Source organism: Phyllobacterium sp. 21LDTY02-6 (assembly GCF_023554255.2).
In the GTDB taxonomy this organism is placed as follows: Bacteria; Pseudomonadota; Alphaproteobacteria; order Rhizobiales; family Rhizobiaceae; genus Phyllobacterium.
Genome location: NZ_JAMJWD020000002.1, coordinates 202,669 through 226,990, shown reverse-complemented (window position 1 = coordinate 226,990; position 24,322 = coordinate 202,669). Strand labels below are relative to the sequence as shown.

18 protein-coding genes and 1 pseudogene are annotated in these 24,322 nt (G+C 61.5%); 6 read left to right on the top strand and 13 right to left on the bottom strand.

Annotated elements, in window-relative coordinates; all coding sequences use genetic code 11:
• Positions 1 to 4 precede the first annotated feature (4 nt).
• The 6 genes from M8997_RS07540 to sppA form a co-directional block, all read right to left on the bottom strand.
• The gene (locus M8997_RS07540) at positions 5 to 868 is read right to left on the bottom strand and encodes an RNA methyltransferase (protein WP_250019393.1); all 864 of its coding nucleotides are present in this window, start codon (positions 866 to 868) and stop codon (positions 5 to 7) included.
• Positions 865 to 1,968 carry a class I SAM-dependent methyltransferase gene (locus tag M8997_RS07535; protein WP_250019392.1) on the bottom strand — a complete coding sequence of 368 codons (1,104 nt, stop codon included), beginning with the start codon at positions 1,966 to 1,968 and terminating at the stop codon, positions 865 to 867. The genes M8997_RS07540 and M8997_RS07535 overlap by 4 nt, the downstream gene beginning before the upstream one ends.
• Before the next feature lie 69 nt (positions 1,969 to 2,037).
• Positions 2,038 to 3,012 (bottom strand): ornithine cyclodeaminase family protein, encoded by a 975-nt coding sequence (locus M8997_RS07530; protein WP_250019391.1) that lies wholly within the window; start codon positions 3,010 to 3,012, stop codon positions 2,038 to 2,040.
• Between the two features lie 72 nt (positions 3,013 to 3,084).
• Positions 3,085 to 3,417 (bottom strand): LapA family protein, encoded by a 333-nt coding sequence (locus M8997_RS07525; RefSeq protein ID WP_250019390.1) that lies wholly within the window; start codon positions 3,415 to 3,417, stop codon positions 3,085 to 3,087.
• A gap of 34 nt (positions 3,418 to 3,451) precedes the next feature.
• Positions 3,452 to 3,739 (bottom strand): integration host factor subunit beta, encoded by a 288-nt coding sequence (locus M8997_RS07520; RefSeq protein ID WP_250019389.1) that lies wholly within the window; start codon positions 3,737 to 3,739, stop codon positions 3,452 to 3,454.
• A gap of 81 nt (positions 3,740 to 3,820) precedes the next feature.
• The gene (gene sppA / locus M8997_RS07515; protein ID WP_250019388.1) at positions 3,821 to 4,807 is read right to left on the bottom strand and encodes a signal peptide peptidase SppA; all 987 of its coding nucleotides are present in this window, start codon (positions 4,805 to 4,807) and stop codon (positions 3,821 to 3,823) included.
• 235 nt (positions 4,808 to 5,042) lie between these two features.
• Here sppA and lptC point away from each other — a divergent pair, with 235 nt between their 5' ends.
• The 6 genes and pseudogenes from lptC to ptsN all read left to right on the top strand — a co-directional run bounded on the left by lptC (position 5,043) and on the right by ptsN (position 10,361).
• Entirely contained in the window at positions 5,043 to 5,780 is a 738-nt protein-coding gene (gene lptC / locus M8997_RS07510; protein WP_250019387.1) for an LPS export ABC transporter periplasmic protein LptC, read from the top strand.
• A 49-nt stretch (positions 5,781 to 5,829) separates the two neighbouring features.
• Entirely contained in the window at positions 5,830 to 6,435 is a 606-nt protein-coding gene (locus tag M8997_RS07505; RefSeq protein WP_250019386.1) for an LptA/OstA family protein, read from the top strand.
• A 108-nt stretch (positions 6,436 to 6,543) separates the two neighbouring features.
• Positions 6,544 to 7,278 (top strand): annotated as a pseudogene (gene lptB / locus M8997_RS07500) (LPS export ABC transporter ATP-binding protein); the annotation flags it as partial.
• 161 nt (positions 7,279 to 7,439) lie between these two features.
• On the top strand, positions 7,440 to 9,035 hold the full coding sequence (gene rpoN / locus M8997_RS07495) for an RNA polymerase factor sigma-54 (RefSeq protein WP_250019385.1): 1,596 nt from the start codon (positions 7,440 to 7,442) through the stop codon (positions 9,033 to 9,035).
• A 200-nt stretch (positions 9,036 to 9,235) separates the two neighbouring features.
• Complete coding sequence (gene hpf, locus M8997_RS07490) at positions 9,236 to 9,826, top strand: ribosome hibernation-promoting factor, HPF/YfiA family (RefSeq protein ID WP_250019384.1); 591 nt, start codon at positions 9,236 to 9,238, stop codon at positions 9,824 to 9,826.
• A gap of 70 nt (positions 9,827 to 9,896) precedes the next feature.
• A complete protein-coding gene (ptsN, locus tag M8997_RS07485) occupies positions 9,897 to 10,361 on the top strand; it encodes a PTS IIA-like nitrogen regulatory protein PtsN (protein WP_250019383.1) in 465 nt (154 codons plus the stop codon).
• Positions 10,362 to 10,403: 42 nt separating this feature from the next.
• Here the strand turns inward: ptsN and M8997_RS07480 are convergent, their stop codons facing one another.
• The 7 genes from M8997_RS07480 to M8997_RS07450 form a co-directional block, all read right to left on the bottom strand.
• A complete protein-coding gene (locus M8997_RS07480; protein ID WP_250019382.1) occupies positions 10,404 to 10,841 on the bottom strand; it encodes a Fur family transcriptional regulator in 438 nt (145 codons plus the stop codon).
• 127 nt (positions 10,842 to 10,968) lie between these two features.
• Positions 10,969 to 11,637, bottom strand: coding sequence for a class I SAM-dependent methyltransferase (locus M8997_RS07475; protein ID WP_250019381.1), 669 nt, complete (start codon positions 11,635 to 11,637; stop codon positions 10,969 to 10,971).
• A gap of 87 nt (positions 11,638 to 11,724) precedes the next feature.
• Entirely contained in the window at positions 11,725 to 20,304 is an 8,580-nt protein-coding gene (locus tag M8997_RS07470; RefSeq protein ID WP_250019380.1) for a GH36-type glycosyl hydrolase domain-containing protein, read from the bottom strand.
• 233 nt (positions 20,305 to 20,537) lie between these two features.
• Positions 20,538 to 21,575, bottom strand: coding sequence for a sulfate/molybdate ABC transporter ATP-binding protein (locus M8997_RS07465; protein ID WP_250019379.1), 1,038 nt, complete (start codon positions 21,573 to 21,575; stop codon positions 20,538 to 20,540).
• A gap of 11 nt (positions 21,576 to 21,586) precedes the next feature.
• Positions 21,587 to 22,459 (bottom strand): sulfate ABC transporter permease subunit CysW, encoded by an 873-nt coding sequence (cysW, locus tag M8997_RS07460; RefSeq protein ID WP_250019378.1) that lies wholly within the window; start codon positions 22,457 to 22,459, stop codon positions 21,587 to 21,589.
• Complete coding sequence (cysT, locus tag M8997_RS07455) at positions 22,449 to 23,309, bottom strand: sulfate ABC transporter permease subunit CysT (protein WP_250019377.1); 861 nt, start codon at positions 23,307 to 23,309, stop codon at positions 22,449 to 22,451. Before cysT ends, cysW begins: the two co-directional genes overlap by 11 nt.
• 6 nt (positions 23,310 to 23,315) lie before the next feature.
• On the bottom strand, positions 23,316 to 24,278 hold the full coding sequence (locus M8997_RS07450) for a sulfate ABC transporter substrate-binding protein (protein ID WP_371929557.1): 963 nt from the start codon (positions 24,276 to 24,278) through the stop codon (positions 23,316 to 23,318).
• Positions 24,279 to 24,322: the final 44 nt, after the last annotated feature.

The following is a 24,322-nucleotide window of genomic DNA, read 5'->3' as shown; positions in this document are numbered from 1 at the left end:
TGGGTCAGTCCGCCTTGTCGAGGGTGAGGGCGCCGCGCCTGATCTCGAACAGCATGACCCCGGTGGCGATCGCCAGATTGAGCGAATCGGCGCGTCCCTGCTGCGGGATGCGCGCCAGCCTGTCGCAATTCTTTGCCAGCGTGTCGGGCAATCCCTGCTGTTCATTGCCCATCAGCAGGATCACCGGGCGGCCGGCATAGTCGATCTTGCGGTAGTCGACGGCGCCCTTCAGATGCGTACCGACGACAAGCCCGCGGAAATCCTTGCGCCAGGCGAGGAATTCCTCCTCGCTGACCCGGGTGATCGGCATCGCGAATACGGAACCCATCGTTGCCCGCACCGTCTCCAGCGAAAACGGATCGGTCGTATCGCCGATGAGGATGAGACCTTTCGCACCCACGGCGTCCGCCGTGCGCAGGATCGTGCCGAGATTGCCCGGATCGCGCACCCGATCGAGCGCGATATAGACATCGTCGCCCTTCGGCTCGATGGCCGCCAGAGGCTGCAGTTTCTGCTGGAAGACGCCGACGACCATTTGCGGATTGTCGCGCCGGGTTATGGCGCCGATCACCTTTTCGCTCACCTCGAGCACGTCGCCGCCCTTGGCGATGGTCCGTGCGGCAACCTGTTCGACAGCCGCATTGCCCTTGCCGGCCTTGGAATAGACCAGCGTCCTGATCGTCCAGCCGAGATCCAGCGCGTCGATGACGAGCTTGAGGCCTTCCGCCAGGAACACCCGCTGCTGGTCGCGATATTTCTTCAGCGCCAGCGACCGCAACTCCTTGACGATTGGGTTGGTCAGGCTGGTGACTTCCTTGACCTTTCCGGGGCGGGCAATGCCCGGCTGCTGGTCGTCGATGCGGTTCATTTGGCGCTCCAGCGGCTGAAGAGTGAGGTAGACAGGGCGCGGCCGGCGGACCGTTCGCGCAGGATGAGTTCGCCGGATTGAAGATTGCCGCCAAGCCCGGTGAAGACGTCCCGCATCAGTTCGTGAATGGCGAAGAACGACGCCCGGATCGAATAGGCGGTGAGGACGACGGCGAGCGGCTGCGGCGTGAGGATGTAGCGGCACAGATCGACCATGTCGGGCAGATTGTCGAACAATTGCCAGACCTCGCCATTCGGGCCGCGGCCATAGGCGGGCGGATCGAGCAGGATGATGTCGTAGAAGCTGCCGCGGCGTTCCTCCCGCGCGACGAATTTCATGGCGTCTTCGCAGATCCAGCGTATCGGTTTGCCGCCGAGCCCTGCCATTTCCTGGTTTTCGCGGGCCCAGCCTATGGCTTTCCTGGAGGCATCCACATGGGTGACCTCGGCCCCGGCCCGGGCCGCCACCAGCGAGGCAACACCCGTATAGCCGAACAGATTGAGGACGCGCACCGTTCGCCCGGCATTGCGGATGAGCGTCTCCATATGGTTCCAGTGCGTGCCCTGTTCCGGAAAGACGCCCACATGGCGGAACGAGGTGAAGCGCCCGAGAAACGGCATTCCCTCATGGGCGAGCGGCCATGTCTCTCCGAGTGGAACCTTGGGGAAGTGCCAGCGGCCGACCCCTTCCTCATCGGTATTGCCGGTGAATATGGCGTCTGCCTTGTCCCATTCGCGTCTGTCCCAGGCGGGCAGCCAGATGGCCTGTCCTTCCGGCCTTACGATGCGCAAGGGGCCGTATTGTTCGAGCTTGAGGCCGTTGCCGCTGTCGAGCAGCGCATAATCGGCCGATGGCTCGGTCTCGAGGATGATCGCCGTCTGCTCGCTCGGGCGCGGCCCCGTCCTGCGGGCGGTCAGCCGGGGAGCGGCATTCTCCGCCTGTACTGCCGCGCGCGCCGGAGCCGACTCGGACTGCGAGGGCTTGGCAAATTGCGGACGCGGGCGGCTCGATGGCGCACGGAAGGGCTTTGCATCCTTCGGCGCGCCGGTTTTCCCGCCGCTGGCCTTGGCCTTCCTGTTTTTCCCGCCGGCTGGTTTCAAGTCACGGTCCTTCGCAAATCTGTTCGAAGGTTCCTAAGCCAAGAGCATCGATGACGGAAGCAAAAATGTTCAGGAGCCGGCGGAGTTGGACTTTTCATAGACGAGAATGCCCGCGGCCAGATCCTCCAGCGCGGCGCCGACCGATTTGAACAGCGTGATCTCATCGGATGAGCCGCGTCCGCCGATCGTGCCCCGGGTGAGGTCGTAGAGGTCGCCGACGACATGGTTCTCGTCGATGATCCCCGCCTTGATGGGCTGCACGATGTCACCGCCCTCCTTGAGCGCACCTTCCCTCGTGTCGACGAAAACCCGCGCACGCTTGACGCATTCGTCATCGCTTTCGCGCATATGGGGCGTGAATGCGCCGATCAGGTCGATATGTGTGCCGGGCCGGACATGCCTGCCGAGGATCAGCGGTTCGGTGGACAGCGTGCCGGCCGAAATTATATCGGCCTCCGCCACGGCCTGTTCCTTGTCCTCGACGGCGCTGGCATCGAAGCCCTCGGCAGCCAGCGTCGAAGCGATCTTCTCCGCGCCGGCCAGGTTCCTGTTCCAGATCGATATGCGCTTGATCGGTCGCACCGCGCTGTGCGCCCGCGCGAGGAACGCCGACAGCGCCCCGGCGCCGAGAACCAGGAGATGCTCCGCATCCTCCCTCGCGAGATAGCGCGCAGCAAGGGCGGAAGCGCCCGCCGTGCGCCAGAGCGTCAGCCTTTGCCCGTCGACGATCGCCTTCGGCTCGCCGGTCTTGCCGTCGAGGAGCAGGTAGACGCCCATGACGGCAGGCTTGGATACGAGGCCATTATCGGGGGAGACGGTGACGATCTTCACGCCCATATAGCCCTTGGCGGAATCCCCGAGGGCATCGAAATCGGACCATGCGGGCATGAGCAGCAGCGTCGAGGCGGCGCCGTCGGGTCGATCGACCGTATGGTGATGGCGCACCGGCTGGATCATGCCCCGGCGAAAGGCGTCGCCGATCGCATCGACCATGTCAGGCCATGTCAAAAGCTGGTCGACCTCGGCGGGGGAGATGATTTTCATGATTGATTCCCGAATGAAGGCTACGGATTGCCGGGCGCCGACGATGCCCGGAATATCCTGAGGCAGGGCGTTCTAGTGAAGAGACGGAAGGTTCGGCGTCGATCCGGTTTCGGCGGAGGCCCGCCGGGCTTCCTTGCGCAGCATCTCCGCTTCGAGCCTGCGCTGGCGCGCCGCCTTGCGGTACCGGCCCTGATTGTACCAGGTCGCGAGGCTGCCGATGACAAGGCCGAGCATGAGCGCGGCGAACAGCCAGACGAAGAGCGGCGCGTTATAGGAAAGCGCCGGATTGCCCGGATTGAACGGATCGATCGTAAAGGAAACCGTGCTCCTGTTCGCGACCGACAGGGCGATCAGGATGATCGCCAGGGGTATCAGGATCACGACGACGACAATTCGATTGATCATGGACAATTCCCGGATCCGTTCCGTTCAAGCCATTTCAGCTATTGTTGGCGTTCAGCCGGTCACGCAGTTCCTTGCCCGTCTTGAAGAATGGAACCCATTTCTCCTCGACCTCGACGCTTTCGCCGGTGCGCGGGTTGCGTCCGCTGCGTGCAGGGCGGTTCTTGACCGAAAACGCTCCGAAGCCACGCAGTTCGACCCGGTTGCCCTCCGCCAGCGCGTCGGTGATCTCATCGAAGATGGCGCCGACTATATTTTCAACGTCGCGCTGAAACAAATGCGGATTGCGGTTGGCGATAATCTGCACAAGCTCGGATTTGATCACGGTGAGGTCCCTTCCGGTTCTGTGATCAGCAACATTCCATTATTATGAAATGCCGATATGTCACTGATCTTATGTATTATCTTATTGCCCCCCAACAGGCTTTCCGTCAACGTGCCAAACCGAAACAAGTCCGTCAAGAAAGATGCGCTTGCCCGTCACTTCTTCGAGTACGCCGGCGCTCTCCTGCGGAATGCCGAGATATTGCGCGATCATTTTCAGTGCCGATCGGGAAAAGAACATGCCCAGCGACGATTTCTCCGCCGGCTTCCATTCCAGCACCTTCAGATTGTCGGCGACGCCCTTCGTTTTCAGCCATGCCACGGCGGTGTCCTCGCCGCCGAGTTCATCGACGAGCTTGTTGGCCACGGCCTGACGGCCAGTGAACACCGAGCCATCGGCAAGCGCCAGCGTCTGCTCCCGGTTGAAATTCCGCCGTTCCTGGACGAGGCCGACGAACCAGTCGTAGGAATCGATGATCATCCGGTGGATCATCGCCTTGGCTTCGTCGCTGGCGGGATTGAAGAAATTCGGCTCTGCCTTGAGCGGGCTGGATTTGATCGTCTCGACCTTGACGCCGATCTTGGTCAGCAATTGCGAAACGTCCGGATACTGGAACAGCACGCCGATGGAGCCGATGATCGAGGACTGGCGCGCTACCACATGGTCCGAGGCGATCGCAATCATATATCCGGCCGAGGCCGCCAGCGTGCCTACCTGCGATACGACGGGCTTCTTCGCGGCGACCCGGCGCACGGCCTCATAGATCGCCTCGCCGCCGGCCGTGGTGCCGCCCGGTGAATCGATCGTCAGGATGACGCCCTTGACCGCATCCGATTCTTCGACCTCACGCAGACGCTTCAGCAATTCCTCGTCTTCGAGGATCGTTCCTTCGATGCGTACCTTGGCGATGTGCGGTGTCGAGCGGCCGGAATAGCCATCCGGGCCGCCACTCATCACCGACAGCACGACGAGGCCGAGCGCTACCAGGCAAAGCGTCAAGACGCGCCAGAAAGTGAGTTTCCGACGCATTTTCCGCCTGTCGATTATCGCCTCTGCTGTATCTGCCATGCTCGTTCATCCATCTTGCCGAATAGCCGTCATCTGTTCTGCGACATGCTGGAGCGGAAGTCCATACTGCGCGGATGCAGGAAGAGCCTCGTCGATTTGGTCTTGTAACGCACCCGTGGAAAGCATAGGTAAGGCCATTATTGGAGTTCGCAACGTTAAGCGCGGGTTCATCGAAAAATAACCATAATAGCGGCAGTATAGCTAGTTTACTCTATTCGGTAAAAGCAACCAGACCATGTCCACTCAGAGAATGCCCATCGATGCGGCGCCCAAAGAGGTTGCCAGTGCCGACCACCATGCCGAGGTGGCGCGGCAATTTGCGGGCTCGGACAAGGATTCCGCCATATTCAAGGCCGCCGAGCGCCATTCCCGCCGTGTCCGCCTGCTGAAATTCGCGTTGCCGGTCGTTGCCATCATCAGCGCGGTTGTGTTCTCCTGGTTCACCTTCTTCTCGGCAACGGGCCTTCCCAGCAATATCTCGCTCGACAAGGCGGACATCGAAGACGGCAAGCTCGTGATGACGAATCCAAAGCTCGATGGCTTCACGAAAGACAAATTGCCATATAAAATGAGCGCCTTGCGTGCCCTGCAGCAGGTTGGAAACAGTTCGGTCGTCTCGCTCGAAGGCATAGATGCCGAAATTCCGCTTGGAGACGAGTTGCGGGCGCAGGTGAAGGCGCGGACGGGCGTGTTCGACAATGCCAATCGGCAGTTGACGCTCGACAGCGACATACGGCTGGTAACGTCGGACGGTATGACGGCTGAGCTCAAATCGGCCAATATCGATATTGCCGGCAATACGATGTCCACCAACGATCCGGTGAGCATCACGAGCAAGGACGGCAGCATAGTCGCGGGCAGCATGCAGGTGAGCGAGGGCGGCAAGGTTGTGACCTTTGAGAAGCGCGTAAGGCTTGTCATTCAGCCCACAAAGCTGCAAGAAGGTGAAAAACCAGCCGCTTCGCCCGGATAGTATCGGGCGGACGCGGTTTCAACTTATTTCTCGGGTTAGGAGAGAGACGATGTCGTCTGGGGTTAGACTGTTCAGCATTTCGTCGCTTGCATTGGGCTTGGCCTTCGCCCTGGCGATGCCGGCGACCGCACAGCAGAATACGACCACGGCGCCCGGCGGCATCAAGCTTTCTGGCGACCAGCCGATCCAGATCGATTCAGACAAGGTCGTCCTCAACAATGACGCAGCCACCGCGACATTCACCGGCAATGTGACCGTGACGCAGGGCCCGACCCTGCTCAAGGCCGGCACGATGGTCGTCTACTACATCAAGAAGAAGGAAGGCGAGCCCAAGCAGGCTTCCGGAGAGCAGGCATCATCGGGTGTGGGCGCCGCCGGCTCGCAGGACATCGACCATCTCGAGGTCAGCGACAAGGTCTATGTGAAATCCGAGGATCAGGTTGCCACGGGCGACAAGGGCACGTTCGACATGAAGACCGAAGTGCTGGTGCTGACCGGCAGCAAGGTCGTCCTGTCGCAGGGCGACAATGTCGCCGTCGGCTGCAAGTTGACCGCCCAGTTGAAGACCGGGCAGGCCCAGCTTGAAAGCTGCAAGAGCGGCCAGACCGGACGAGTCTCGATCGTCGTGGCGCCGAATAATGACCAGAAAAACTGAGCCGCTGGAAATCCGTTAGTGTCCTTGTTCTCACGTTCACCCAACAAGGTTCAGGCGCGCACTGAATCGACTGTGACCCAGGAAATGCGGCCCGCCAGCAGCACGGCGGCGGATCGCATGAAGGGCACGCTGGTCGCCCGCGGCATCACCAAGAGCTATAATGGCCGCCAGGTGGTCAATGGCGTTTCGTTCGGCGTGCGCGCCGGCGAGGCCGTCGGCATTCTTGGCCCCAACGGCGCCGGCAAGACCACCTGCTTCTACATGGTGACCGGACTGGTGCCGGTGGACAGCGGCACCATCGAGATCGACGGTTTCGACGTCACCACCATGCCGATGTATCGCCGCTCGCGCCTCGGCATCGGCTATCTTCCCCAGGAAGCCTCCATTTTTCGTGGCCTTTCGGTGGAAAACAACATCAAGGCAGTGCTTGAGGTTGTCGAAAAGGACCGGCATGCGCGCGCGCAGGAGCTGGATTCCCTGCTCGAGGAGTTCCACATAGCCCATCTGCGCAAGGCGCCCGCAATTTCGCTGTCGGGCGGTGAGCGCCGGCGGCTCGAGATTGCCCGCGCCTTGGCGTCGCGCCCGAATTTCATGCTGCTCGATGAGCCCTTCGCCGGCGTGGATCCGATCGCCGTTGCCGATATCCAGCAATTGGTCCGGCACCTGACCGGACGCGGCATCGGCGTCCTGATCACCGATCACAATGTTCGCGAGACGTTGAAGCTGATCGACCGCGCCTATATCATCCATGCCGGCCAGGTGCTGACGCATGGGCGACCGGACGAAATCATCGCCAATCCCGATGTCCGCCGGCTCTATCTCGGCGACGAATTCCGACTCTGACCGCAATATTGGCGCGAAGCAGCGGTTATTCTGCAATCTTAGGTCGAAAAGCTGCTGATTTGATCGGAAACTGCCGCTCGATGGCAGTTTTTGTTTGACAAGCAAGGTTTGGGCCAGTTCTGTTTCCGGAGTAAATTTTCTTCGGAGTTTTTTCGGCCGCCATGGCTCTTTCGCCAAAACTCGACCTCAGGCAGACCCAAAGTCTGGTGATGACGCCGCAATTGATGCAGTCGATCCGGCTGCTTCAATTGACGCATGTCGAGCTTGAAAGCTTCATCGACCAGGAGATCGAAAAAAATCCGCTGCTGGAGCGCGCGCAGGCTGACGAACCCTTTGGCGGCGAAGTCGAGCAGGATGGCCGCGATGCGATGGACCTTGCCGAGCCGCAGGACGGCAGTGAGGAATGGCTGCCGGAATCGCCGGATCTTTCGGCCATGGCGGATACGTTCGACAGTTCGCTTGAGAACGTCTTCCCCGACGAGCCCGGCACGCGGGATTTTATCGGCGACAGTCTCGCCTCGCAGTGGAAATCGTCGGCCGGCGACGGTTATGTCTCGACAGGGGATGAGAACTTCAATCTGGAACTGGTCACGCCGGCGGCTATCACGCTGCGCGATCATGTGACGGAACAGGTCGCCTTCGCCTTCCGCGATACATCCGAGCGTCTCCTCGCCCATGAACTTGCCGAACATCTCGATGAATCGGGCTATTTCCGCGGCGATCTTGCCGAAATCGGTGAAAGATTGGGTGCCGGCCGCGCGGATATCGAGCGCGTTCTTTCAACCCTGCAGGGTTTCGATCCCGCCGGCCTGTTCGCGCGCGATCTTGCCGAATGCCTCGTCCTGCAGATGCGGGCGCGGGGCAGGTCGACGCCGGCGATGGAAATCCTGCTGGCGAATCTGGAATTGCTGGCAAAACGGGATTTTCACAGCCTGAAACGGTTGTGCCGTGTCAGCGAAGCGGAAATCCTCGCCATGCTGCGCGAGGTGCAGGGCCTTGATCCGAAGCCCGGCGCAGCCTTTGCATCCGATGTCGCCGACAGCATCGTTCCCGACATCCATGTCCGCCGCGATTCTGCCGGAGCCTGGCAGATCGAGCTCAATCCCGAGGCGCTGCCGCGCGTGCTGGTCAATAACAGCTATTATGCGCAGGTGATGCAGGGAAAAGTGTCTCCCGGCGACAAATCCTTCCTCGGAGAGTGCCTGCAGAATGCCAATTGGCTGACGCGAAGCCTCGACCAGCGGGCGCAGACCATCCTCAAGGTGGCAGGCGAGATCGTCCGGCGCCAGGAACAGTTCCTGCTGCATGGCGTAACGCAGCTCAAGCCGCTCAATCTGCGCGCCGTCGCCGATGCGATCGGCATGCATGAATCGACCGTCAGCCGCGTCACCGCCAACAAATACATGCTGACCGAGCGCGGCGTCTTCGAACTGCGCTATTTCTTCACCGCCGCCATCGCCGCCAATGACGGCCAGGACAATCATTCATCGCAATCCGTTCGCCACCAGATCAAGCAGCTCATCGACGCCGAAACGGCCGATGCGGTGCTTTCTGACGATACGATTGTGGATATCTTGAAAGCCCAGAATATCGACATCGCGCGCCGAACCGTGGCCAAATATCGGGAATCGATGAACATTGCCTCCTCGGTGCAGCGGCGGCGCGAGAAAAAAGCCCAGGCGGGAACGCGCGGTGCCAATCTCGGCTCTGGATTCATCACCCGGTCGAGTGTAGGATTGGAGCCAGTGGGCAAATAGACCGGGCCAAAAGAAGTCCGGCAGGGGAGAAAGCGCTGGTACCTGCGGCAATGAGCGAGAGCGCGCCTTTAAATGGAAACTCAGAGAACAGGATAATGTGATGGCCGTCTCTTCTGGAGACTGCGGGACGTCTTTGCTCGACCCTCAACACAGTGTAGATTGAATCGGGCAATGAAAAATCACAATGAAGGTGAGGTATCATGAGTCTGCGTGTATCTGGAAAACATATGGACATCGGCGATGCCTTTCGGGTCCGCATCGAAGAGCGCATATCCGAAACGGTTTCGAAATATTTCGACGGCGGCTTTTCCGGCCACGTGACGGTGGAAAAGCAGGGTTCACGCTTCATATCCGACTGCCTCATCCGGCTTGATACCGGTACGGTGCTTCAGGCTGCCGGCGAGGCCCAGGATCCGCAACTCGCCTTCGACGCCGCCTCCGAACGTATCGACAAGCGGCTGCGCCGCTACAAGCGCCGCCTGAAGTCGCACCAGGCGCCGGGCTCGAACGGCGTGTTCGACGATGTTTCCTATCGCGTCATGGCGCCCGTGCCGGACGATGACGAGGATATTCCGGAGGATTATGCGCCGACCATCGTCGCCGAAACCTCCGTGGCGCTCAGGAGCATGAGCGTCGCTTCGGCTGTCGTTGAGCTCGACCTGAAAGATAGTCCTGTGGTTGTGTTCCGCAACGCTGGCAGTACGCAGGTTAATATCGTATACCGCCGCCCTGATGGAAACATCGGCTGGATCGATCCCTCGGCGGTTCCCGGTCAGAATGCCTCCCGCTGAGATTGGGTAAGGCAAATTGAAATACCGTTCGCGCACGGCGCGCGGGCGGTAACTGGAAGGAATAGAAATAATGGATCTGGGTGATCTCATTCAGCCCGACGCTGTCCTGCCTGCAGTGAAAGTGAACTCCAAGAAGCAACTTTTGCAGATCATGTCCGAAAAAGCGGCCGCTTTGACTGGATTGAGCGAGCGTGAGATTTTCGACACGGTCCTGCAGCGGGAGCGGCTTGGCTCGACGGGCGTCGGAAACGGCATTGCTATTCCGCACGGCAAGCTGAACAGCGTCAAGCGGATCGCCGGCGTTTTCGCGCAGCTGGAGACACCTGTCGATTTCGAGGCGCTCGACGATCAGCCCGTCGATATCGTGTTCCTGCTTCTCGCACCCGAAAATGCAGGCGCGGATCATCTGAAGGCGCTTTCCCGCATCGCGCGCATGTTGCGCGACCCGGAGCGGATCGCGAAGTTGCGCACGGCCCATGATGCGACGCTGCTTTATGATCTGCTGACGTCCCAGCCGACGTCCAACGCTGCGTGAGTGCCACTCCGCAGCCGCAGCGATAAGGCCTGATCATACCAATCAGGCTTTGGCTTTCTTGATCTTTCTTCCATACAATTCGAGACGATGATGGACGATGTCATACCCGAGAGATCGGGCGATTTCGTCCTGGAGACGTTCGATCTTGTCGGACTGAAACTCGATGACCGCACCGCTGTCGATGTCGATCAGGTGATCATGGTGCTCGCCATGGGCCTGTTCGAAGCGTGACGGCCCGCCATTGAAGGCATGGCGGTGGATGGCGCCCATCTCTTCAAGCAGGTTCATCGTCCGGTAGACGGTGGAAAGCGAGATGCTGTCGTCGATCTCGATGGCGCGATGGAATATCTTCATCGCGTCGGGATGGTCTTCCGTCGATGTCAGGATATCGAGGATGACCCGCCGTTGCCGGGTGATCCGCACGCCGGCCCGGCGCAGCTCTTTCTCGTAATCCGGTTTGTTGCCACTCGCATTTGCCATGGTGCAACTATGCTCCAGATTGGCGCCAGTTGCAAAGATTCTCAACTGAGAATGGAGAAGAACAGCCTTCTATGAACAGAAATGGCGGCGCCCATGCCCCCTTGGATACGGGATGCGCTGCCGGACGTCAGGCATAGCCGACCCAGCCCTTGAAGCTGAGGCCGGCATAGAACAGGCTGACGCCGGTAAAGCCGGCTTCGCACAATAGCTTTTCGTCCTCCTCGGGCGACAGAATGGTCAGCCGGCTCGCAATGATGCGCTCTGCCTCCGTGGCGTTTGCAGTGCCGGCGAATGCGACGTGCCGCTTGATCCACATGGAACGTTCGGACGGGCTTTGCGGCAAGCTGACATGGGCAACGATGAACGGCGCGCCGGGCTTGAGGCGGCGGTGGATCTGGCTGAGTGTCTCCAGTCGCTCGGCGCGTGGAACGAAATGAAGCGTCAGCAGGCAGGTGCCGCCGTCAAAAGGCCCAGGCGGCGCAGCATCGATGTAGCCTTGATGCAGGCGTATCCGTTCCGAATGTGCGCCGGTCAAAGTCGCGGCTGCCTGCAGCATGTCCGCCGATGGATCGACGCCGTCGAAGGTCCAGGCCGGGTGATCGTCAGCCAGTGCCTTCAGTTCCAGGCCACCACCAGCGCCGACCACCAACAAGCGCCCATGCGGTGGGACGCGCTCGGCCAGCAGCATCGAAGTCATGCGGTGGAGATCGGCAAAGCCCGGTACCTGCCGGCGCGGCCCTTGCGCGTAATTCTGCGCATGGGCCGCGCCGAAGGCGTTCGCCTTGCTGTCGGTCATGCCGGTTGATCGCGGAAATCTATCATGTAACTATTATTGTTACATGCGTCTGTCCTGTCAACCGGCCACGACCGCAGCCATCATTTCTCAGCCGGAGGCTGCTTCCCCGACCGCGACAGCGCCGGCCGCTCTCTCGTCGAGCAGGATGCCGTCTTCCGGCTTGGCCAGCTTCTTGCCGTTGACCGTGATCGTCACCCCGCCCTTGGCAGTAGCCTTGACCACGATGGCATAGCTCGCGCCGCCATGGCGCAGCGTGAAGCTGAAACCCTCCCAGGCCGAGGGCAGCGCCGGCTTGACGAAGAGACGGTCGCCGCTGCGGCTGATGCCGAGAATGCCTTCCGTCGCCACGCGGTAGAGCCAGCCGGCCGAGCCGGTATACCAGGTCCAGCCGCCCCGGCCGCGCATGGGATCGACCGAATAGACGTCGGCAGCCACGACATAGGGTTCGACGCGGTAGGATTCGGCCTGTTCGGCATCCAGCGAGTGGTTGACGGGATTGAGCATGCTGAACCAGCGATATGCTTCATCGGCATTGCCGAGCTTTGCCATCGCCAGAACCGCCCAGGTCGCCGCATGGGTGTATTGGCCGCCATTCTCGCGCACGCCGACCGGATAACCCTTGATATAGCCCGGATCGTGATGCGTCTTGTTGAAGGGCGGCGTGAACAGCCTGATCAACTTCGCCTCGTCATCGACCAGATGCGTCGAAACCGACTGCATGGCCTGCCTCGAACGTTCCGGATCGCCAAAGCCCGAGATGACGCTCCAGGACTGGGCAATCGAGTCGATCTTGCATTCGTCGCTCTGCTTCGAGCCGAGCGGAGCGCCATCGTCGAAATAGCCGCGGCGATACCATTCGCCGTCCCAGCCGTTCTTCTCCAGCGCCTCTTTCAGGCGTTCGATATGGGCGCTCCAGCGCTTGGCGCGCTCGCTATCGTTGCGCCGCTCCGCAATCGGAATGACATCGCGCAGGGTGCTGATCAGGAACCAGCCGAGCCAGATGCTTTCGCCTTTCCCTTCTTCGCCGACGCGGTTCATGCCGTCGTTCCAGTCGCCCGTCAGCATCAGCGGCAAGCCGTGCTGGCCCGTCCGTTCGACCGCAAGATCGAGCGCGCGGGCCGCATGTTCATAGACGCTGACCACTTCCTCGGAGATGGTCGGCTGGTAGAAGGCATCGTGCTCGCCTTCCTCCAAGGCACGTCCCTCGATGAAGGGAACGGTTTCGTCGAGGATGGTAAAATCGCCGGTCACATCGGTGTAATGGGCTATGGCATAGCCCAGCCACACCACGTCGTCGGAGATGCGGGTCCGCACGCCGGCGCCCGTCGTCGGCAGCCACCAATGCTGAAGGTCGCCCTCGGTGAACTGCCGCGCCGAGACATTGAGGATCTGCTTGCGCGCCAGCGTCGGATCGAGGATCAGCATCGACAGCGAATCCTGCAACTGGTCGCGGCAGCCGAAGGCACCGCTGGCCTGGTAGAAGGCCGAGCGCGCCCAGATCCGGCAGGCAAGGCTCTGGTAGGGCAGCCAGCGATTGACCAGCACGTTGAATGCCTCGTCCGGCGTTTCCACCTGCAGGCCGCCGAGGAAATCGCTCCAGACATGCTTCGACGCCGCTAGCGTCTCCTCGAAGGGCTTCGCGGCATGGTCGGTGACGATCTGCACCGCCTCTTCCATGCTCGTTGCATCGCCGGTGTAGAACACGACTTCCTTCGTTTCGCCGGCGGCAAGCGTGAGGTCGACCGCCAGCGCGGAGCAGGGATCGCCCCCGGCCTCGACGCTGTTGGAAAGCGCCTTCGCTTCGAGGACCGCTGCCGGACGTTCGACCGTACCGAGGTTTCCGAAGAACTCGGCACGATCGGCGGTGACACTGGCAGGCTTGTCGCTGCAGGCGAAGAAGGCGATCTGGTCGCGGCGCTCGATGCCATAGGGGTTGCGCGCGAAGAGCACGCCCTTGCCGGCATCGTAGGACGGCACGATGAAGGGTGCCGTCTTCGACCTGGCGCTGCCGAGCATCCACTCGATGAAGCCATAGGCGCGCAGCTTCCTGCCGGCATTGCCGTGATTGGTAATCTTCAGGCGCGATAGCCGGACCGGATGCTCCGGATCCACCGTATGGATCAGTTCGAGCCCGATGGTCCCGTGCCGCGACGAGAAGATCGAATAGCCCTGCCCGTGCCGCGCTTCATAGACCACGGAGGGGTCGCGCAGGACGGAGGCAGTCGGAGCGAACGCCGTTCCATTGTCGAGGTCGGCGACATAGATCGCCTCGCCGGAGCGATTGACGACCGGATCGTTCGACCATTGCGTCAGCTGATAATCGCGGCTGTTGCCCGACCAGGTGAAGCCGGCGCCCTCGGCCGAAACATGGAAGCCGAATCCGGGATTGGAGATGACGTTGATCCAAGGCTGCGGTGTCGCGGCCGTACCGGCGAGGCGCACCACATATTCGCCGCTGGCGAGATCGAAGCCGCCAAAGCCGTTCCAGAACTCCAGGCCTTCGCCCGACGGCGAGGCAGCGGACTTCGAAATCAGCTGCAAGGGCGCGGGCTGGGCCACGCGCAGATCCTCCGTTTCCGTCTCCGCCGATTGTCTGGCGATCACGGGCGTGCTTTCCGCGGTGAGTTCCTCGTTGCGGTTCAGCTGTTCGGAGAGCGAGCCGTTCTGGGCGTGCAGCACGATGCGGGCCGAGGCCAGCAGCGTATTGTAGCTCGCATCGCTCATCTGGTCGCGGCGCACGGTGAAGATATGCACGCGCGGACCCATCTGCGCACCGCGGGCGCGGCTGTTTTCGCAGATCGCCTCCAGGCCACGCTGGAAATCCTGGGCGTAGGAGAACGAGCGCTCATTGATGACCACGACATCGACGACCAGGCCCTTGGCCCGCCAATATTCATGGGCTTTCAATATGTTCTTCAGCGTCTCCATATCCGCCTCGTCGTCGATGCGAAGGGCAAGGATCGGGAAATCGCCAGAGATCGACATGGGCCAGAGTTCCGACTGGCTGCCGAGCCCGCTGGCAATGCTTTCCGGCGGCAGGCGCAACGTCTTGTCCGGATAGATGAGGTTGGTGGCGACACGCTGGAACACGGCGGCTTCGTCCGGATTGATGCCGATATGGTGCAGCCGCACCTGCGAACTCGTCCAGGACAGCGAGAATTCCCGCGCGAAGCAATCCGGATGCCGGAACCGCGCAACGATGTCCTTGAGTTCCTTGCGGTCCTGGTGCACCAGCGTCCAGAACACAAGCGTGACCTTCTTGTGGGCGGGAACGCGGACGCGGCAGCGCAGCGAAGCGATGGGATCGAGCACGAAGCCATGGCTGCCGCTCAGCTTGGCATTCTCGTCGAAGGCGGCAGGATTGCGCAGCGAGCGGCCACGGCCGATGAAGCTGCGCCGGTCGGTTTCCGTCTCCACTTCGCGCATGGCGCCCGAGCCGTCGCTCACCAGATGGGCGACGTGGATGTCCGGATCGTCCGAGCCGCGTTTGCGGCGCGTCGCGTAGATCGTATCGCCGCGCTCGTCCGTTTCGGTCTCGACGAACATCTTTGCGAATGCCGGATGGGCCATGTCCGTCTGCTCGCTCGTCAGGACGAGCTCCGCATAGGACGTAACCTCCAGGACCCGGTCCTTGGAGCCCGTATTGGTGATGACGATACGCCGTCCCTCGCCATCGGAATCCGACGCGACGATGGTCTCGACCGTGCTGTGGATGGTGCCGACTTCCTTGATGAACTCCGCCTTGTAGTCGGTGAAGATCGTGGTGCTCTTCTCGGCGGCGATGCGCAATGGATCGCCGGTGGCCGACCACCAGTCGCCATTGTCGAGATCGCGCAGGAACAGGAAGGTGCCGTAGCCGCTTTCGAGCGGGTCCGGCTGGAACCGGGTGATGGCGAGGCCGTTCCAGCGGCTGTAGCCGCCGCCATTGGCGGTGACCATGACCGAATAGCGCCCGTTCGACATGACTTGCGTGGCGCGCGGCGCCGACAGCGGATTGGGCACGTAGCGGATCGAGGCCGGCTCCTCGGAGCTCTCGACCGCCTTGCGCATCGGATTGTCGGCCTTGGCCTGCAATACGGGGATTTCGCGCGGCGCCTTTTCTTGCAGCAGCAGTTCGGCGGCCTCGATCACCGGATCGGCATGGAAGCGCTCGCGCATCCGCCCCTCGAACACGACATTGTTCACCGCCACGATCGACATGCCGTGATGGTGCGCCATGTAATTGCGCACGACCGCATATTGCTGGTCTTCCGGCACGCGCGACTTGGTGAAGTCCACGGCGTCGTAGAAGCCGTATTTGCCGAGCGCACCCATGGCGCGCAGTCGTTGCAGGTTCTGCACGGCTGCGGCCGGCTGATACTGGCTGGCCATGATGCTGGCATAGGGCGCGACGACGTAATTCTTCGACAGGCCGCGCTTCAGGCCGAGCGTCGGCACGCCGAAATTGGTGTACTGATAGTTCATCTCGGGGTCGCGGGCATTGTACGCCGCTTCCGAAATGCCCCATGGGAGGCCCTTCGACTCGCCATATTCGATCTGGCGCTGGACGATGAGCTTGTTCGTCTGGTCCAGCATGCTGCCGAGCGGCTCGATCATGACGAGCGGCGGCATGAGATATTCGAACATCGATCCCGACCAGGAGATCAGCGCACCGCGCCAGCCCACCGGCACCAGCAGCCGCCCGAGCTTGAACCAGTGATCGACGGGAATGTCGCCCTTGGCGATGGCGAAGAGGCTGGCAAGACGCGCCTCGGAGGCCAGCAGATCGTAGCAGCTGGCATCGAGCTCATTGGTTTCGACGCGGAAGCCGATCGAGAGCAGCCGGCGTTCCTTGCGCTCGAGGAAGGTGAAGTCCATGTCGAAGGCAAGCTGCCGCGCCCGCGTGGCAAGCGTCACCAGCCGGTCGCGCAGCACGTCCGTGGCTTCGTGGGTGCCGATCGCGTCGTCGGTATGGCCCTGGCAGGTCTTGACCAGCAGCAGCGCCCATTCATTGGCGGCCTCGCTGACGCCAAGCGCAAGTTCGGCGTTCAGCTCCTCGGTAAGGCGCTGGATGTCGCTGGCAAAGAGCGAGAGATTGATTGTGCGCAGGGAAGCGGTTTCCGGTTCTTCCTTGATCGTCTTGATCGCACGGCGGAAATTGGCCACCCGCTCCTCGAGCCGGCGCCGGAGCGGGCGCAGGACACGGCGATCGTCCGGAATCTCGGCGATCGCCTCTTCAAGGATGTCGCTGACGTCGAGAATGCCGTCGAGCTCGCTCTGCAGATAGACCGAAGGCGCCTCGGCCCATTTTTCCAGCGCCGAAGACAGCGCCACGAGATGGCCGGCGAGATTGCCGCTGTCCACCGCCGAAACATAGAGCGGCAGCAGGGGGCGAAGCGTGGTCGTCTCGTACCAATTGTAGAGATGGCCGCGATATTTCTCCATCTTTTCCAGCGTTTCGAGCGTATCGTCGATGCGGGTCAGCGTTTCGTTGAAGCTGATCCAGCCGAAATCGCGCGCGGCGACCGTCGACAGCAGGTACATGCCGATATTGGTCGGCGAGGTGCGCGTGGCGATGACCGGATGCGGGTCCTCCTGGAAGTTGTCCGGAGGAATGAAGTTCTGCTCCTTGGTGACGAAAGTGTCGTAATAGTGCCAGGTGCGCCGGGCGAAACGGCGCAGTTCGCCCATGTCCGACGAGCGCACGATGAGATCGTCCAGCGGCTTGGCCGAGCGGCTGACGAGCCAGGCAATGACCGGCGAGAAGAACCAGATCAGCGCGAACGGAACCGCCAGCATCCAGGCACGGCTTTCATTGACGAGCGGCAGCGCAATGGCGACCAGCGCGACGATGACGGCCGGCCACATCAGCCGGACGTAATAGTTGAGCGTGTCCGGCGCGCTGGCCTTCGCCTGTGCCGCCGCACGCCATTCGAGCAGGTGGCGGCGCGAGACGAAGAGCCTGTAGAGCGTGCGCGCGATGGCATCCGCCATCAGGCAGGCCATGTTGGCAAGGAAGGTGATGCGCAGCGCTATATCGGCCGCGCCGGCGAATATATCCGTCAGGATCGTCTGGAAATGCCCCTTCAGGGACAGGTTCATGTCCGTCGGCACCAGATTGGTGAACAGGATCATCGTCGGGACGATGAACATGCTGAAGATCATGAAGAACTGCCACAGCGCCGCTATGCCGGGCGGGAGCAGGGTCCATGCGGCGATCGAGGCGACGATCCAGAAGATCGGCGTCAGCGAGCGGCGCAGATTGTCCACCATCTTCCAGCGCGTGACCGCGGTTACGCCGGGCTTGTTGCTGAAAAGGTAGGGCAGAAGCTGCCAGTCGCCGCGCGTCCAGCGATGGTGACGTGAAATATCGACATTGTATCCGGTCGGATAATCTTCCACGACCTCCACATCGCTGACGAGCGCGCTGCGCGCATAGCCGCCTTCGAGAAGGTCATGGCTGAGAATGGAGTTTTCGCCGATCTTGCCTTCAAGCGCATGTTCGAAGAAATCGACGTCGTAAAGCCCCTTGCCGGTGAAGGTGCCTTCGCCGACGAGGTCCTGATAAACGTCCGAGACCGCAAAGACATAAGGGTCGATGCCGCGGTTGACGGAGAACACCCGTTGCAGGAACGAGGCATCGTCGCCGGTGGTGAGCGAAGGCGTCACGCGCGGCTGCAGGATCGCATAGCCGCTGACGACGCGGCCGGATTTCGGATTGTAGATCGGGCGGTTCAACGGATGGCTGAGCTTGCCGGCCAGCCTGTTGACGGAATCCGGCGTCAGGCGCGTATCGGAGTCGAGCGTCATGACGAATTTGATGTCGCCGGGAAGCTCCTCGTTCGAAGGAAAATAGGTTGTATCCTTGTCGCCGCGCAACAGCAGGTTGAGCTCATGCAGCTTGCCGCGCTTGCGCTCCCAGCCCATCCAGCAATTTTCCTGGGCATTGAACAGCCGCTTGCGATGCAGAAGGAAGAAGCGCGGATTGCTCTGGGTGTAATGCTCGTTCAGCGCGGTGATCTTTTCGCGCGCATAGTCCAGGATGTCGAGGTCGTCGTCGGTCTGCTCGACCTTGCTGTCCGCCCAGTCCGTCAGAAGCGCGAAATAGACTTCGCCGCGCGGATTGGTCAGGTAATGCACTTCGAGATTGCGGATATGCTCATCCACGGAATCGCGCGACGTGATCAGCGTCGGCACGGCGACCAGCGTCTTCGCTTCCAGCGGCAGGCCGTTCTTGTATTCGAAGCCGATCAGCCGCGTCGGCGGCATGAACATCGGAATGATCCAGTTCACGAGGCCATTGGCCGTCTCCATGGCCGGGAAGACAGCGAGAAGGGTCAGGAGCAGCACCAGGCCATCGGAAAGGCCGGCGCGCGAAAGCCAGTAATGAACGAGGAACAGGATCGCGATCGAGAAGATCGAGGCCGGCACCCAGAGGCCGGCAAGGCCGAGGCTTCGGTAGAAACGCACCCAGCGCAATCCCGGCGGCGGCGTATATCCGCATTTCTCCTCGAGTTCCGGCCTTCCATCGCCGGCGAGATAGTAACCGACATCGCGCTTGCGCTGCTCGGTCACGCCGCCTTCCGTCCCGGTTTCCTCGGCGCTCTTGCGAGCGAGCTCGAGCGCGACCTGCGTAACGTCGTTTTCGTTCTTGCCGGCGCGGCGGGCGATTTTCTCGATCGCGACGCGGTAGGCGTTGCGCGAATGGAAATCCAGCGCGTCGAAATTCGAATTCTCGCGCAGCACCGCATCGACGCCGCTGACGGTCTCGAACCAGGTGATCCAGTCGACGTCGTCAATGGCCTTGAGGCTGCGGATGAGATTGCCCATGGTGACGCCGCCGGTGGATTGGCGCGTATGTTCCTGGATGATGGCGCTCTCGGCGTCGCTGCCGTTTTTCTCGAGTTCCTCTTCCAGCCAGGCAACCGCGGCGCCCGAATGCATGGCGCCGCCGCGCAGCCGGTAGAGAAGGTGGGTCGCGAAAGTACTATCCTTCGCCGCCGTCGCATATTGCGCCAGCAATTGCGGCAGCGCGTCCTTCTCGGCGTTCAGGGTGATCTCGTCGGCGACGCTGTTGGCATAGGCGCGCATGCCGCGCGCACGCTCGACGCGCAGCGACAGGCGCCGCGCATTTTCGATCAGGATGAAGCGCACCGCCGAAGGCAGCGCCCACAATTCGCCGATGTGGAGCGGCTCGATGGCCTGGAAGCCCTCGACGATGGCGCTGAGGCTGTTGAGCGAGAACTGGCTGTCCGTATGGGCGACATAAAGCCAGGCGAGGGCCATGACGCGCGGGATTTCCGGGCGGCCGTGCAGGGTGGGCAATTGGCGGATGAATTTCTTCGGCAGATCGCGCTCGACCTGCTGGATGTTCTGGTCGACGAGATAGTAATTGTCGAGAAGCCATTGCGCCGCCGGGGTGATGGTCTCGCCCTTGCGGGCCGCCGCATCCGACGAGCGGTAGACGTGAAGTATCAGCTTCGCATTCTCGACCGTGCGCTGCTCGAATGTCAGCGGTTCGTAGTCGGGAAGATGGACATTCTCCCCCTTGGCAACCATTCCGCCGAGAACCCGGAGATCGTCGATCGACTTGTAGTGCGCCCGGATAGGATTGGGCTGCACGGCGAATATCTGACTGACCGTTTTCTTCTGAGATGCGAAGGCTGGAAGAAAGCTTAACAACGCCATTTGCTTCTTTTCGGTTGGAAGAAGGACATTCTTCGGATTGCGGTATTGCTGAGGTTTGGCCTCAGTTTGATGATCTAATCGGTTAACAGCAATGAAGCTATCACCACTTTTGCTGATAGCGATCAGTTTTGATGAAAATGAGTCAGATTGCCATGGAAGATTTGCATTGCAAATGCCGCGGCCGCCATTTGGCGGCCGCGTGATGGAGGGATGCAAATGTCAGAATCGGGCCACTAGGCCTTCGGAAAGGCCCGCCAGTGCTTTGGCCGGAAAGCTATGTGGTCGCCGACATTGGCGGGATGTTCCGCATCGATGCCGATCTCGACAAGGGTGTCGCTGCCGTCGATCGCGAGTTCCGCCCTGCGGCTTGCGCCGACACGCCGGCTGGCCACCACCGTGCCGGCCAGCGCGGCGCTGCCGTCGGTGACGATCTCGACGTCGTGCGGCCGGAAATAAAGCACGGTCGCGCCATCCGCCTCGCCGCCGGCAAGCCCGATGGGTTTTCCCGCCAGGCGCAATTCGCCTTTCGCCGCCTCCAGTTCAAGCGAGCTGGACTCGCCGATGAAACTGTAGACGAAGGGAGAATTCGGCCGATCATAGACCTCGTCCGGCGTGCCGATCTGTTCGATGCGGCCCTGGCTCATGACGACGACCCGATCCGCGAGCTCGAGCGCTTCGTCCTGGTCATGCGTCACGAAGACGGTCGTATGCTTGGTCTTGTCGTGCAGCTCGCGCAGCCAGCGCCGCAATTCCTTGCGCACCTTGGCATCGAGCGCGCCGAACGGTTCGTCGAGCAGCAGGACGCGCGGCTCGATGGCCATGGCGCGGGCGAGGGCCACTCGCTGGCGCTGGCCGCCGGAAAGCTGGGCCGGATAGCGCTTTTCCAGGCCGGAAAGCTGAACGAAATCCAGAAGCTCGGCCGAGCGCCGGCGGATTTCCTCCTTGCTTGGCCGCGTCGCACCCGGCCGCACCTTGAGGCCGAAACCGACATTGTCGAGCACGGTCATATGCCGGAACAGGGCGTAATGCTGGAAGACGAAGCCTACATTGCGCTCCTGCACCGATTTCAGCGATGCGTCTTCGTCGCCGAAGAAGACCTTGCCTTCCGTCGGCACTTCGAGGCCGGCGATCAGGCGCAGCAAGGTCGTCTTGCCGGAACCGGACGGGCCGAGCAATGCGATCAGCTCGCCCGAATCTATATCCAGAGATACATCATGCAAGGCCGGAAACCGGTCGAACTCCTTACGCACCCCACTTACGCGAACTTCCATATTCAGTCCCTTCAATGCCCGCCGGCGGCCCGCAATTCCGACCCATACCGCAACTCGAGCAGAGTCTTTAGTATGAGCGTCACCAGCGCCAGAAGCGCCAGAAGCGATGCCACGGCAAAGGCAGCAACAAAATTATATTCATTATAGAGAATTTCGACGTGCAGCGGCATCGTGTTCGTCAGCCCGCGAATATGACCGGACACCACCGAAACAGCGCCGAATTCTCCCATTGCCCGGGCGTTGCACAAAAGCACGCCATAGAGCAAGCCCCATTTCATGTTCGGCAGCGTCACATAGCGGAATGTCTGCCAGCCATTGGCGCCGAGCGAAAGCGCCGCTTCCTCGTCGGCCGTGCCCTGGTCCTGCATCAGCGGAATGAGCTCGCGGGCCACGAAGGGAAAGGTGACGAAGACTGTCGCGAGAACAATGCCCGGCACGGCGAAGAGCACCTCGACCCCATGCGATTTCAGCCAGGGGCCGAGCACGCTGTTCGCGCCGAAAAGCAGGACGTAGACGAGGCCCGATATGACCGGCGAGACGGAGAAGGGAAGGTCGATCAGCGTGGTGAGAAACGCCTTGCCCTTGAACTCGAACTTGGCGATGGCCCAGGCGGCGGCAACGCCGAACAGCACGTTCAGCGGCACCGCGATGGCCGCGACCAGCAGCGTCAGCCGGATGGCGGCCAGCGCATCGGGTTCGGCAAAGGCCGCGAGATATTCCGCCGGGCCCTTGCGCAACGCCTCGACGAAGACGGAGATCAGCGGCAGCACCAGGAACAGGCCGAGAAAGGCCAGGGTGACGCCGATCAGTATATAGCGGGCGGTGCGGCTTTCCGTGGTCGCGGGGTGCCAGTTGCCGGCTGCGGCGTGCGGTTCATGTGCCATAGCCATACCTCCTGCGGCTCCATGCCTGGATCAGGTTGATCACCAGCAGCATGAGGAACGAGATGCCGAGCATGATGGTGGCAATGGCAGTCGCTCCCTTGTAGTCGAATTCCTCGAGCCGGATCACGATCAGCAGCGGGGCGATTTCGGAGACGTAGGGCAGGTTCCCCGCAATGAAGATCACCGAGCCATATTCGCCGACCGCCCGCGCAAAGGCCAGGGCGAAACCGGTCAGGATCGCCGGCTGGAGCCCCGGCAGCAACACCCGCGTGATCGTCTGGAAGCGCGATGCGCCGAGCGTCGCCGCTGCCTCTTCCACTTCCTTGCGGATCTCCTCCATCACCGGTTGCACGGTGCGCACGACGAAGGGAAGGCCGATGAAGATGAGGGCGATGATGATGCCGACGGGCGTGAAAGCGACTTTCACCCCAAGCGGTTCCAGCCATTGGCCGAGCCAGCCATTGCGGGCATAGAGCGCGGTGAGGGCGATGCCCGCCACCGCCGTCGGCAGCGCGAAGGGCAAGTCGACGATGGCGTCGATGATCCGCCTGCCGGGGAAGCGATAGCGCACCAGGACCCAGGCGACGATGACGCCGAAGACCACGTTGACGAGAGCGGCTATGAACGAGGCGCCGAAGCTGATCTTCAGCGCATTGACGGTTCGCGGGTCGAGCGCGACAGCCGAAAAGCCGGACCAGCCGAGGCCGGCCGAACGCCAGACGAGCCCGGCCAATGGAATGAGGACGATAAGGACCAGGTAGGCAAGTGTGAAGCCGAGTGTCAGTCCAAATCCTGGAATGACGCTCGGCCTCTTGAACCGCCAACCTGCATTCGCGCGGTTGGAAATCATGTCTTGTTACTGTTTCGGCTTGTAAATCTGGTCAAATGTGCCGCCATCTCCAAAGTGGTAGGGCTGCGCTTTGGCCCATCCGCCGAAGATTGGATCATCTATCGTCACCAGTTTCAACTCCGGAAGCTTCTTGATAAGTTCGGCCGGAACGAGACTGGGCTCGGCGGGGCGATAATAATGTTTCGCTGCAAGGGTTTGCCCCTCCTGCGAATAAAGATATTGCAGATAGGCTTCCGCCGCCTTGCGGGTGCCCTTCGCATCGACATTGGCATCGACGACGGCGACCGGCGGCTCTGCCAGGATCGACTGCGGCGGAACCACGATGTCGAAATTGTCTTCGCCGAACTCGGCCAGCGACAGATAGGCCTCGTTTTCCCAGGCGAGCAGCACGTCGCCGAGCTGGCGCTGGGCGAATGTGGTAGTCGAACCGCGCGCGCCGGTATCGAGCACCGGCACATGCTGGAACAGCGTGCCGATATATTCCTTGATCTTGGCTTCGTCGCCGCCGAACTGGCCATGCGCCCAGGCCCAGGCGGCGAGATAGTTCCAGCGCGCGCCGCCGGAGGTCTTGGGGTTCGGGGTAATGACTTCGACGCCATCCTTGATCAGGTCACCCCAATCCTTGATCCCTTTCGGGTTGCCCTTGCGGACGAGGAAAACGATCGTCGACGTGTAGGGCGCGGAATTGTGCGGGAACTTGCTGCGCCAATCCGGATTGATTTTCTTCGTATTGTCGACGATTGCGGCAATATCGCTTTCCAGCGCCAGCGTGACGACATCCGCGTCGAGCCCGTCGATCACCGCGCGGGCCTGCTTGCCGGAACCGCCATGCGATGCCTGCACGGTAAGCGTTTCGCCGGTGTCGGTCTTCCACTTGGCCGCGAAGGCAGCATTGAATTCCTTGTAGAATTCACGTGTCGGGTCATAGGAAACATTGAGCAAGGTCGTGTCGGCCATGGCGGCGGACATGATGCTATTGGTGCTTGCCGTTGCAAAGAGCAGCGTCGCCGCTA

What these genes read in the sequence shown, in the direction of transcription:
- M8997_RS07540 (WP_250019393.1), bottom strand. Translation starts at nt 868, where the DNA reads ATGAACCGCATCGACGACCAGCAGCCGGGCATTGCCCGCCCCGGAAAG.
- M8997_RS07530 (WP_250019391.1), bottom strand. Translation starts at nt 3,012, where the DNA reads ATGAAAATCATCTCCCCCGCCGAGGTCGACCAGCTTTTGACATGGCCT.
- M8997_RS07525 (WP_250019390.1), bottom strand. Translation starts at nt 3,417, where the DNA reads ATGATCAATCGAATTGTCGTCGTCGTGATCCTGATACCCCTGGCGATC.
- sppA (WP_250019388.1), bottom strand. Translation starts at nt 4,807, where the DNA reads ATGGCAGATACAGCAGAGGCGATAATCGACAGGCGGAAAATGCGTCGG.
- lptC (WP_250019387.1), top strand. Translation starts at nt 5,043, where the DNA reads ATGTCCACTCAGAGAATGCCCATCGATGCGGCGCCCAAAGAGGTTGCC.
- M8997_RS07505 (WP_250019386.1), top strand. Translation starts at nt 5,830, where the DNA reads ATGTCGTCTGGGGTTAGACTGTTCAGCATTTCGTCGCTTGCATTGGGC.
- rpoN (WP_250019385.1), top strand. Translation starts at nt 7,440, where the DNA reads ATGGCTCTTTCGCCAAAACTCGACCTCAGGCAGACCCAAAGTCTGGTG.
- hpf (WP_250019384.1), top strand. Translation starts at nt 9,236, where the DNA reads ATGAGTCTGCGTGTATCTGGAAAACATATGGACATCGGCGATGCCTTT.
- ptsN (WP_250019383.1), top strand. Translation starts at nt 9,897, where the DNA reads ATGGATCTGGGTGATCTCATTCAGCCCGACGCTGTCCTGCCTGCAGTG.
- M8997_RS07480 (WP_250019382.1), bottom strand. Translation starts at nt 10,841, where the DNA reads ATGGCAAATGCGAGTGGCAACAAACCGGATTACGAGAAAGAGCTGCGC.
- M8997_RS07475 (WP_250019381.1), bottom strand. Translation starts at nt 11,637, where the DNA reads ATGACCGACAGCAAGGCGAACGCCTTCGGCGCGGCCCATGCGCAGAAT.
- M8997_RS07470 (WP_250019380.1), bottom strand. Translation starts at nt 20,304, where the DNA reads ATGGCGTTGTTAAGCTTTCTTCCAGCCTTCGCATCTCAGAAGAAAACG.
- M8997_RS07465 (WP_250019379.1), bottom strand. Translation starts at nt 21,575, where the DNA reads ATGGAAGTTCGCGTAAGTGGGGTGCGTAAGGAGTTCGACCGGTTTCCG.
- cysW (WP_250019378.1), bottom strand. Translation starts at nt 22,459, where the DNA reads ATGGCACATGAACCGCACGCCGCAGCCGGCAACTGGCACCCCGCGACC.
- cysT (WP_250019377.1), bottom strand. Translation starts at nt 23,309, where the DNA reads ATGATTTCCAACCGCGCGAATGCAGGTTGGCGGTTCAAGAGGCCGAGC.
- M8997_RS07450 (WP_371929557.1), bottom strand. Translation starts at nt 24,278, where the DNA reads ATGTCCGCCGCCATGGCCGACACGACCTTGCTCAATGTTTCCTATGAC.